Source organism: Burkholderiales bacterium (genome assembly GCA_035518095.1).
GTDB lineage: Bacteria > Pseudomonadota > Gammaproteobacteria > Burkholderiales > JAHFRG01 > JAHFRG01.
In genome coordinates this window covers 23,996-33,382 of record DATIXX010000055.1, presented here as the reverse complement: position 1 = coordinate 33,382, position 9,387 = coordinate 23,996, and the positions used below count along the sequence as shown (strand labels likewise).

At 52.2% G+C, this 9,387-nt stretch carries 7 protein-coding genes, 1 tRNA gene, 1 rRNA gene and 1 pseudogene; 2 read left to right on the top strand and 8 right to left on the bottom strand.

Translation table 11 applies throughout. The annotated features are described in order from the left end of the window. Positions 1-7: 7 nt before the first annotated feature. The 8 genes and pseudogenes from VLV32_09320 to VLV32_09285 all read right to left on the bottom strand — a co-directional run bounded on the left by VLV32_09320 (position 8) and on the right by VLV32_09285 (position 6,747). Positions 8-1,596: ribosomal RNA gene (locus tag VLV32_09320) — 16S ribosomal RNA — on the bottom strand. A 134-nt stretch (positions 1,597-1,730) separates the two neighbouring features. Beyond that, positions 1,731-1,807: transfer RNA gene (locus tag VLV32_09315), tRNA-Met, on the bottom strand. 222 nt (positions 1,808-2,029) lie between these two features. After that, positions 2,030-2,539, bottom strand: a pseudogene (scpB, locus tag VLV32_09310) (SMC-Scp complex subunit ScpB). Then, positions 2,532-3,326, bottom strand: a complete 795-nt coding sequence (locus VLV32_09305) for a ScpA family protein (GenBank protein ID HUL42084.1) — start codon at positions 3,324-3,326, stop codon at positions 2,532-2,534. Before VLV32_09305 ends, scpB begins: the two are co-directional and overlap by 8 nt. 22 nt (positions 3,327-3,348) lie before the next feature. Next, positions 3,349-4,551: a tryptophan--tRNA ligase gene (locus VLV32_09300; GenBank protein HUL42083.1), complete on the bottom strand. Its 1,203-nt coding sequence runs from the start codon at positions 4,549-4,551 to the stop codon at positions 3,349-3,351. 22 nt (positions 4,552-4,573) lie between these two features. Continuing rightward, complete coding sequence (locus VLV32_09295) at positions 4,574-5,236, bottom strand: site-2 protease family protein (protein ID HUL42082.1); 663 nt, start codon at positions 5,234-5,236, stop codon at positions 4,574-4,576. A 6-nt stretch (positions 5,237-5,242) separates the two neighbouring features. Next, entirely contained in the window at positions 5,243-5,869 is a 627-nt protein-coding gene (locus VLV32_09290; protein HUL42081.1) for an L-threonylcarbamoyladenylate synthase, read from the bottom strand. Positions 5,870-5,877: 8 nt separating this feature from the next. Further along, positions 5,878-6,747 (bottom strand): 3',5'-nucleoside bisphosphate phosphatase, encoded by an 870-nt coding sequence (locus VLV32_09285; GenBank protein ID HUL42080.1) that lies wholly within the window; start codon positions 6,745-6,747, stop codon positions 5,878-5,880. A 131-nt stretch (positions 6,748-6,878) separates the two neighbouring features. On the opposite strand from VLV32_09285, the gene VLV32_09280 reads away from it, so the two are divergent. Next, on the top strand, positions 6,879-7,664 hold the full coding sequence (locus tag VLV32_09280; GenBank protein HUL42079.1) for a DUF1223 domain-containing protein: 786 nt from the start codon (positions 6,879-6,881) through the stop codon (positions 7,662-7,664). Positions 7,665-8,190: 526 nt separating this feature from the next. Then, positions 8,191-9,387: an amino acid ABC transporter substrate-binding protein gene (locus VLV32_09275; protein ID HUL42078.1), complete on the top strand. Its 1,197-nt coding sequence runs from the start codon at positions 8,191-8,193 to the stop codon at positions 9,385-9,387.

Genomic DNA, 9,387 nt, shown 5'->3' with positions numbered 1-9,387 from the left:
ACTCTAGAAAGGAGGTGATCCAGCCGCACCTTCCGATACGGCTACCTTGTTACGACTTCACCCCAGTCATGAATCTCACCGTGGTAGACGCCCCCCTTGCGGTTGAGCTATCTGCTTCTGGTGAAACCCACTCCCATGGTGTGACGGGCGGTGTGTACAAGACCCGGGAACGTATTCACCGCGACATGCTGATCCGCGATTACTAGCGATTCCGACTTCATGCTCTCGAGTTGCAGAGAACAATCCGGACTACGACCGGCTTTCTGGGATTGGCTCCCCCTTGCGAGTTGGCAACCCTCTGTACCGGCCATTGTATTACGTGTGAGGCCCTACCCATAAAGGCCATGAGGACTTGACGTCGTCCCCACCTTCCTCCGGTTTGTCACCGGCAGTCTCATTAAAGTGCCCAACTAAATGATGGCAATTAATGACAAGGGTTGCGCTCGTTGCGGGACTTAACCCAACATCTCACGACACGAGCTGACGACAGCCATGCAGCACCTGTGTTACCGCTCCCTTTCGGGCACCCCTGACTTTCATCAGGGTTCGGTACATGTCAAGGGTAGGTAAGGTTTTTCGCGTTGCATCGAATTAATCCACATAATCCACCGCTTGTGCGGGTCCCCGTCAATTCCTTTGAGTTTTAATCTTGCGACCGTACTCCCCAGGCGGTCAACTTCACGCGTTAGCTGCGTTACCGAGAGATTGCTCCCCCGACAACTAGTTGACATGGTTTAGGGCGTGGACTACCAGGGTATCTAATCCTGTTTGCTCCCCACGCTTTCGTGCCTCAGCGTCAGTCTTAGCCCAGGGGGCTGCCTTCGCCATCGGTGTTCCTCCACATCTCTACGCATTTCACTGCTACACGTGGAATTCCACCCCCCTCTGCCAAACTCTAGCGACCTAGTTTCAAATGCAATTCCCAGGTTAAGCCTGGGGATTTCACATCTGACTTGAGCCACCGCCTACGCACGCTTTACGCCCAGTAATTCCGATTAACGCTCGCACCCTACGTATTACCGCGGCTGCTGGCACGTAGTTAGCCGGTGCTTCTTCTTCCAGTACCGTCAGGAGTGGATGGTGTTAGCATCCACCGTTTCGTTCCGGACGAAAGAGCTTTACAACCCGAAGGCCTTCTTCACTCACGCGACATGGCTGGATCAGGGTTGCCCCCATTGTCCAAAATTCCCCACTGCTGCCTCCCGTAGGAGTCTGGGCCGTGTCTCAGTCCCAGTGTGGCTGGCCGTCCTCTCAGACCAGCTACTGATCGTCGCCTTGGTAAGCTTTTACCTCACCAACTAGCTAATCAGACATCAGCCGCTCCAATAACGCGAGGTGCAGCACTAAGAACTCTTGGCGCGACTTTGGCCATTTTTGCCAAAAGCTCTTAGTGCTGCAGCCCCCGCTTTCATCCGAAGATCGTATGCGGTATTAGCCTAACTTTCGCTAGGTTATCCCCCATTACTGGACACGTTCCGATGCATTACTCACCCGTCCGCCACTCTACTTGCGGGTTGCCCCGCTTTCACGTTCGACTTGCATGTGTAAGGCATGCCGCCAGCGTTCAATCTGAGCCAGGATCAAACTCTTCAATTTGATCTTAAACTCTCGCTTGACGAATTACATCTTGCGAGCACTTGACTTTATAAAAGTTCCATGCCGGAAAAGAACCGGCATAGCGCTCAAAACCAAGCGCCCACACTTATCGGCTGTGATTTGTTAAAGAGCATTGGTTGCGGGGGCAGGATTTGAACCTACGACCTTCGGGTTATGAGCCCGACGAGCTGCCAGACTGCTCCACCCCGCGTCTGTTAGACATGGGACTATAGCAAACTAAGGTTAAATCCGTCAAGAAATTGACAGCGAAGACTTGAACAAAATGCTCCCCCGAATTCATAGCAACAGGAAACGCCATGCTGAAATCCTGCATCACGAAAAATGTTCTAGCGCAACCGCAAGGCAATCCCAAAAATTAATCTGATTCGCGCAGCCGCACTTAGAGATTGAGTTCTTTTTCCAGGCTGCCGATGTCTTCAAGCGGAGGGAGGTCGTCCAGCGAGCAAAGGCTTAAATCGTCGAGAAAACTCTTGGTGGTGGCATATAAAGCCGGGCGCCCCGGCGTTTCACGATGCCCGATCACGTCTATCCATCCTCGGTCTTCAAGCAATTTGATTACATGAGTAGACACCGCAACGCCGCGAATTTGTTCAATGTCACCGCGCGTAACCGGCTGACGGTAAGCGATAATAGCGAGAGTTTCCATCGCAGCACGCGAGTAGCGCGGCGGTTTGTCCGGATTCAGTCGATCCAAATATTTTTGATATTCGGGCTTGGTGCGAAACCGCCAGCCGCTTGCAACGTTGACAAGCTCTATGCCCTTGCCGCACCACTCCTGGCGCAATTCATCCAGCAGCTTGCGTAACGTTTCTGAATCCAGTTCGTTTTCGAATAACTTTTTTAGTTCGGAGATTGGAAGCGGTTCTGAGCTTCCAAGCAACGCTGTTTCAAGTATAAGTTTAATTTCTTTCAATTCATACATCGGGAGAGAACTCGTTAAGTTTTACATAGATTGCGGCATACGCTTCTTGTTGCGTAACACTCACCAAATTTTCGCGAGCCAATTCAAGCACAGCGAGGAAGGTCACCAGCAGCTCCGGAATTCCCCTGCCACGTTCAAATAGCTCGTGGAATTCAACGAATTTTAGACCCTGCAATCGCCGCAATATGCGCGTCATGCGTTCACGCACCGATAATTGTTCGCGCGTGACGCTGTGATGACGGTTCATGCGCTCCCGTGCCACTAGACTTAACCACGCATCCCTTAAATCGTCGCGCTTGATTTGCGGCAGTCGCTTTGCTGCTGCCTGTTCAATCCACACATCAAGCAAAGCGAAATCGCGTCCGGCCTGAGGCAACGCATCAAGACTGCGTGCGGCAAGCTTGATCTGCTCGTATTCCAACAGACGCCTGACGAGTTCTGCGCGTGGATCTACCTGTTCATCCTGCACTTGAATCGGGCGCGGCAGAAGCATGCGCGACTTGATTTCGATCAACAATGCTGCCATTAATAGATACTCGGCTGCGAGTTCCAGCTGATGCGCATGCATCATATCTACATACGCCATGTATTGGCGTGTAAGTTCCGCCATTGGAATATCAAGCACGTTCAGATTGTTTTTTCGAATAAGATAAAGCAGCACATCAAGCGGCCCCTCGAACGTATCGAGAAATACTTCCAACGCATCCGGCGGGATATATAAATCCTGCGGGACCTCAAGAACCGGTTCACCATATAAGCGCGCGATCACTGCTTCCGGCTGATTCATGGCTTCTCTCTTCGCAAGGCGCTCAAGCGTAACTCAAACCCATTACCTGTTTCACATCACGCAGCGTTTCTTGCGCGAGCTTCTGTGCTTTTTCGCAGCCGTCGGCAATGATGTTACGTATTAGCGCCGGGTCATCGAGATACATCTGCGCACGCTCGCGCATTGGCTTTTGCTCAAGCAGCACGGCGTCGATCACCGGCTGTTTGCATTCCAGGCAGCCGATACCGGCGCTTCTGCAGCCCGTTTGCACCCAATCCTGTCGTTGCTTATCAGAATAGACCAAGTGCAATTGCCATACTGGACATTTGTCAGGATCTCCAGGGTCAGTGCGTTTGACGCGCGCCGGGTCCGTAGGCATGGTACGAATTTTATTCGCGACACTTGCCGGGTCCTCACGCAATTCGATGGTATTGTTGTACGACTTGGACATCTTTTGCCCATCCAGCCCTGGCATCTTCGAAGCCTCGGTAAGCAAGGCTCGCGGCTCAGCCAATATCACTCGGCCCACGCCTTCCAAAAAACCAAACAAGCGCTCGCGATCGCCCAGGGTAAGATTCTGCCGCTTATCGATTAACTCGCGCGCCGCGACCAACGCATCGCTATCGCCCTGCTCTTGGTAGCGTGCGCGGAATTGTTGGTAGAGTTTGCTGTTTTTTGCGCCAAGTTTCTTCACTGCCGTTTTTGCTTTAATCTCAAAATCTTTTTCTCGGCCGTACAGATGATTAAACCGCCGCGCGAGCTCGCGTGTAAATTCGACATGCGGCACCTGGTCCTCGCCCACGGGGACGCGGCTTGCACGGTAAATTAGAATATCAGCGCTTTGCAGCAGTGGATAACCTAAAAAACCATACGTGCTTAAATCCTTGTCGCTGAGTTTTTCCTGCTGATCTTTGTAACTAGGCACGCGCAGAAGCCATCCCAGAGGTGTAATCATGGAAAGCAAAAGATGCAGTTCCGCATGTTCCGGAATTCGCGATTGAATGAATAGAGTCGCTTGTGACGGATCAATACCGGCGGCGAGCCAGTCTACCAACATGTCCCAGACGTTTTGTTCGATGATTTCCGGGGTATCGTAATGGGTTGTAAGCGCGTGCAGGTCGGCGACAAAAAATAGGCACGGGTACTCGTTCTGCAACTGCACCCAGTTTTTCAAAACCCCGTGATAATGCCCCAGATGCAGCCTGCCGGTAGGACGCATACCCGATAGCACCCGTTCGGTAAACATATAACCTTTTAATCTGCCTCTCTCACAAATTTAGGACCGAACTAATGAGTCGCATCACTGTATTTACCAAAGGCCACATGATAATCCCGAGAACGCCGCTAAAAAGCAACAGCAGCAAAATAAACAGGCCGTAGGGCTCAATACTGGAAAATCGATGAGAAAGACGGTGTGGAAGCAGGCTCACAGCGATTCGGCCGCCGTCCAACGGCGGAACCGGCAAAAGATTTAGCACCATTAGCACCACATTAATCTGGATGCCTGCCTTCCCCATAAGGCTCATGGGGAGCGTATAAGCACTCGCAGGAATGGTGAGCGCAAACTTAAGCACCAGAGCCCAAAACATCGCCATAATCAGATTCGCCCCCGGACCGGCGGCTGCGACCCAAAACATATCCTGTTTGGGATGGCGTAGACCGGAGAAATTAACCGGCACCGGCTTAGCCCAGCCAAACAGTATTCCACTCCCTCCAAAAAGTTTGCTTATCAGGAGCAGCACCAGCGGCACGATAATGGTACCTGTCATGTCGATATGCCGAAGGGGGTTAAGACTTATGCGCCCCTGCGCATAGGCCGTCATGTCGCCGAAATGCTTGGCGACGTAACCATGCGCCGCTTCATGCAAGGTTATGGCAAATATCACCGGTAACGCATAAATCGCGATGGTCCGAATTAAATCTGAACCCATTTTCTCTTAGTGCAGTCCGAATACCGACGGACTACCTTTGCCCTTGCGCAGCAGTAACGGGATTTCTTCCGTAAGATCAACCACGGTAGTCATCTCTACGCCACACGGGCCACCATCCAACACCAAATTCACGCTGTGCTCGAGGCGATTGCGGATTTCCGTGGCGTCATTGAGTGGCATATTGTCGCCTGGCAATAGCAAAGTGCTGCTTAAGAGGGGTTCATTCATTTCGCCCAGCAACTCGCGCACCACGGCGTGATTTGGTACGCGCAGTCCAATCGTTTTGCGCTTTGGATGCTGCAATCGCTTCGGCACTTCGCGGCTCGCACGAAGAATAAAAGTATAGCTTCCCGGCGTTGCAGCCTTAAGCAGGCGGTATTGTCGGTTATCCACCCTGGCATAGCGCGAGATTTCCGAAAGATCGCGGCAAACCAGCGTGAAATGATGTTTTTCGTCCACGCTGCGAATTTCTCTTATGCGCCGCATGGCATTTTTGTCTCCAATGTGGCAACCCAGCGCATAACAGGAGTCGGTTGGATAGACGATGACGCCACCATCGCGAATTATTGCCGCAGCCTGCCGAATGAGCCGCCGCTGAGGGTTATCGATATGTATCGAAAAGAACTGCGCCATGCAAAATCTCACACTTGTCTTTTTGCACGCACGTCGGACTTCGAATCCGACCATAATTCCCACACCGGCACGCAGCCATCGGGCAATTCCGGCAACTGACCAACGTCGCGGCGGCTTTCTCCGGGACCGTGAAAATCCGAGCCGACTGACGCAAGCAGGTCGAATTGTTTCGAATACCGCGCAAAAACCGCATACTGTTCCGACGTATGGCTCCCGGACACCACTTCGAGGGCCGCGCCGCCCAGCTCCTTGAACTCGCCAAGCAGCTGCTGCATTTGTGTGGCGCTAACCGGGTAGCGGCCTGGATGCGCTAAAACCGCAATACCCCCGCTTGCCGTGATCCAGGTTACCGCTTCCGCGAGCGATACCCAACGGTGCTCCACGTAGCCCGGCTTGCCTCGTTTGAGAAATTTCTGGAATACGCTTTTCACATCCTCCGCAATACCCCGTTCGACGAGAAAACGCGCAAAGTGAGCGCGCCCAATCAGATTAGGATTACCGGCGTATCGGGCCGCTCCAGCCAGGCTGTCGCGTATTCCCGATTTTTCAAGTTCGGCTGCAATCCTCTGCGCGCGTCCCGCGCGGCTTAACCGGATAACTTCCAGTCCCCGCAACAACGCCGGATATTCCGGATTAATGCGCAAACCCACGATATGCAAAGTCTGGCTGCACCGGCTAACCGAAATTTCCACCCCGTTGATAAAATGTATCCCGAGTCGATATGCAGCGTCGCGGGCGCGCGACAGTCCGCCAATATCATCGTGATCGGTGAGGGCCAGCGCGCAAACCCCTCTTGATGCTGCCCGCTGCATTAATTCTTCAGGAGATAACAGTCCGTCTGAAACGGTAGAATGGCTGTGAAGATCAATATTGAGCATAAACTGAAGTTAAATGATATCAAAATAGCTGTTACATGAAAAACATTCTGCTGAACTTATCATTTTGGCGGCTGTCATTTTTCGGGGATTTGAGCGACTAATTCGCAGGTGTCGTGAGGCCACAGCATTCTATGAAAAACGCAAGCATTTTCCTGGCAGCAATTCTTTTCAGCAGCGTCATTTCTCCCGCTTCTGGTGGCCAATGCTCGGCAAGTAGCGGGAAGCAACGCGTGGCCTTGCTGGAACTCTATACTTCGGAAGGCTGCAGCAGTTGCCCGCCTGCCGATGAGTGGCTAAGCCGACTTCCGTCCGAGGGTCTTACCAGCGACCGGATTGTTCCGCTGGCTTTTCACGTGGACTATTGGAACTACTTGGGGTGGCGAGACGAATTCGCGCAACCAAATTTCTCCGAGCGCCAGCGCCAGATGGCCCATATCAACCGGTCCAACTTCGTCTACACGCCGCAACTGGTGCTGGATGGAAAAGATTATCGTCGCGGTCTCATATGGGACAGCACAAGCGAAAGGGTCAAGGAAATCAACCGACTGAAACCGCTCGCGAATATTAGCCTGACCCTAAGCACGCCTGCTCAGGGCAAACTGCATATCTCCGGAAAAATTGTGGTGCCTAGCGCGTCCGAACGCCAAAACACCGAAATCTATCTCGCGCTTTACGAGAACAATCTCAGCAACGATATAAAAGCCGGGGAAAACAGCGGGCACACTCTACACCACGACTTTGTGGTGCGCGAACTGATTGGGCCCGTTTCCATCGATTCGCAAGGCGATGCCCAGATTCAGCAGACATTCAATCTCAAACCTGGATGGAAATTGCAGGATTCGGGTGTGGCCGCTTTTGTGCAAAATAACCGCAGCGGCGACGTGCTCCAAGCCCTGGCCCTCGCGGTATGCAAATGAACGTGCTGCTCTACCTGCCGACCTGGCGTGCTCGCCTTTTATCGAGCGAAAAATAAATACAGTCGCCGCACTGCCAACCGTCCGCAAACAGAAGCGCCGAAACTGTAGTACCCGCCGATTCATTCCCGGCACAGCTGCGATAGCACGCGTTCAAACCCGTCTCGGCCGGTTTCGCTTGCGGCGTAAGATACCTTTTGCTCGGCAATAGCTTCGCCTATTGCCTGGACGACTGGGACCATTTCGACTCCACGGACCAATTCCCGGCGGTTCCGCTACGTGCCGGAAAATCCAGCAAGAATGACAATATTTGCAATGGTTTTTTGCTACCTGTCTTTATATTATTTCTCCATCACAAAATGCAGTAGATTGTAAAGGGGTGCCCTGCCGGTTAAACTACCAACAAAGACCAACATACTTGGCTTCAGGTCGTAGGCAACAGTTCATTGCGAGGTTGTCTGGAGGATCTCAAATTTAGCCTCAGGCAGTTCATCCAATTCATAAAAATCCCAAACGAGGAGGAATCAAAATGATGCGCACAATCCAATTGTTTCTTATGGCCGTAGTTTTCTCCGTAGCCAGTTCAGCGTTTGCGGGAACCATCACCTTAGGTGCTTCAGTACAGGTCACTGGGCCTCTCGCTAATACGGGCCGCTACTACCGTGATGGTTATGAGTTTGCAATCGAAAAAATCAACGAAAGAGGCGGTATCAAAGTAGGCAACGTCAATTACAAGTTGGCTTTAAAGCTCTTGGACAACCAGTCGGACGTCAACTTGAGCGTAAGGCAATACGTACAGTTGCTCACCGAGGACAAAGTGAATTTTTTGCTCGGGCCCTTCGCCAGCAATTTTGCACTCGCCACGTCTTCGGTTTCGGAAAAATATCAGGTGCCAATGATCCAGGGCGGCGGCGCCTCGGACCAGATTTTTAGCCGCGGCTATAAATACATCTTTGGAACTTTACCGCTGGCCAGCAAATATTTTGCAAGCACCATCGCTGCAATGGAAAAGTTCCAGCCCAAGCCGGAAAAAGTGGCCCTTCTGTTCGCGGACGACGCCTTTGATGTCTCCGTCGCAGACGGAACACGTGAAATTCTTACCAAAGCTGGATTTAAGCTGGTTCTCGACCAGCGCTATGCGGCCAACAGTTCTGATTTCAGTTCGCTGCTTTCGCTGATCAAAGAATCGCAGCCGGACGCAATTCTGGTGGCGGGACATGAGACCGAGGTGCTTAATTTTATTCGCCAGGCAAAAAGCCTTAACGTCAGCCCGAAGCTTTACTCCTTCACCGTCGGCGTGCCTACCGAAGACTTCCGCAAAGCGCTTGGCAAAGACGCCGATTATGCTTTCGGTATGACCTCATGGCTGCCGTCCGCTGATCTTAAAGACGAATACTTCGGAAACGGCGAGGAGTTTGCCAAGGATTATGCCGCCAAATTTCGATACGATGCGGATTACCATGCTGCATCCGCTGTTGCTGATGTCGAGGCTTTCGCCAAAGCCATAGAAGCTGCGGGCACGCTGGATCCCGCTAAAGTCAGGGATGCTATCGCGCATGTTGATTTTGAAAGCCTCTACGGGCGAATTCAATTCAGTTCCGCAGGCCAGATCAGCTTGCCACAAATAATGGTGCAAATCCAGAACCGCAAATTGGTGCCGATCTACGGGCAAAAGGGATTTATCAATCAACCGTTGTACCCGATGCCGTCTTGGGACCATAGATAA